Raw genomic sequence first — 1,350 nt, 5'->3', positions numbered from 1 at the left:
TACTCAACAATTTGTTTTTTTAGCTCTTCATAAGATACTAATTCTTCTCCATAATACATCTCTTGCTTGAGGACCCCAAAGAAATTTTCCATTGCCGCATTATCCGCACAGGTTGCTTTTCGAGACATGCTTTGAAAGATTTTATTTTTCTTTAATGTTTTTACCCAAGTCTTATGTTGATAATGCCAACCTTGATCCGAATGAATGGTGGTGCGATATTCTGCTTCATTTGTAATGGTTCCTAATGCTTCAATTAATGGCTCTAGAACGAAGTCTAATGTTGGTCTGTTAGATAGACCAAAAGATATAATTTCGCCGTTGTATAAATCCATAATGGGACTTAAATATAGTTTCTGATTTTCAGTACATTTGAATTCGGTCACATCTGTTACTAGTTTTTGGAGACGGATAGATGTATTAAATCTACGATTCAAGCGGTTTTTGGCTACTTTACCAATCGTGCCTTTATACGATTGATAACGAGATTTACGTGTGAATTTTACACATTTCAACCCTAGTTCACTCATTATTCGTTGAACTTTTTTATGGTTAATGATATAACCTTGACCTCTTAACTCTAAACAAATGCGACGATACCCGTATCTACCCTCGTGCTTTTGAAAAATTTCAGTAATTATTTCCTTCCATTCTCTATCTGGATCTTCTTTCTGTAGTTGCTTCACATGGTAATGATAAGTTGCCTCTGGAATCCCCACTATTTCTAAAACATCTTTTAATTTGAATCCTTCTTCTTTGAGTTCGAATGCCAACGCTGTTTGTGCTTTTCGAGGGAGGCATTCGGATTTTCTTGAAAAGCTTTTAACTTTTTTAAATAGGCATTCTCTAAACGTAGAAGTTCATTTTCTCGTTCTAATCGTTTTTCACGAGATAACTCTTTTTCTTGTTTTGGTAATTTTGCTTTCTGATTTTTAGACATAGAAGGCCGCCCTTTCACTTTATCCTGCGGCCTTCTATACCTTGCTCCAAAAAGGTTCTGTACCAATGGGTAATCAATGAAGGATTGTTCATCTTAAAGATAATCGCAGTATCTTGGTAAGAAGCACCTGTGTGTTTCATAAAGTTTCATACATCTAACTTAAATTTGACAGAATAAACTTGTTTAGAATGCTTCCTACGTAGTCCGTCTTCTCCAAATTCTTTATAAGCACGAACCCATCTTCTGACTTGAGATTCAGCAGGAATACCATATTTTTGGGCTAATAAGTAATATCCTAGTTTGCCCCTTAGATATTCCATTACAATTTTTAATTTAAATTCTTCACTATACTTCGCCATACAAAAACACCCCAGAGGTTAGATTTTTAACTCTAACTTCTGGGGTGCAGTACC

General features: G+C 35.2%; 3 protein-coding genes. All 3 read right to left on the bottom strand.

Translation table 11 applies throughout. The features are described from left to right. A partial coding sequence (locus tag FCJ93_RS24695) for an IS3 family transposase (protein ID WP_137744935.1) occupies nucleotides 1-770 on the bottom strand: 770 nt, incomplete at its 3' end. After that, nucleotides 734-937 carry a transposase gene (locus tag FCJ93_RS24690; RefSeq protein ID WP_137744934.1) on the bottom strand — a complete coding sequence of 68 codons (204 nt, stop codon included), beginning with the start codon at nucleotides 935-937 and terminating at the stop codon, nucleotides 734-736. The genes FCJ93_RS24695 and FCJ93_RS24690, both read right to left, overlap by 37 nt. Nucleotides 938-1,083: 146 nt before the next feature. Next, a complete protein-coding gene (locus FCJ93_RS24685) occupies nucleotides 1,084-1,296 on the bottom strand; it encodes a helix-turn-helix domain-containing protein (RefSeq protein ID WP_137744933.1) in 213 nt (70 codons plus the stop codon). Nucleotides 1,297-1,350: the final 54 nt, after the last annotated feature.

The sequence above is a fragment of the Robertmurraya siralis genome (assembly GCF_005502275.1).
In the GTDB taxonomy this organism is placed as follows: Bacteria; Bacillota; Bacilli; order Bacillales; family Cytobacillaceae; genus Robertmurraya; species Robertmurraya siralis.
Note: the sequence above shows the minus strand (reverse complement) of the source record. Positions and strands in the feature narration are given on the sequence as shown.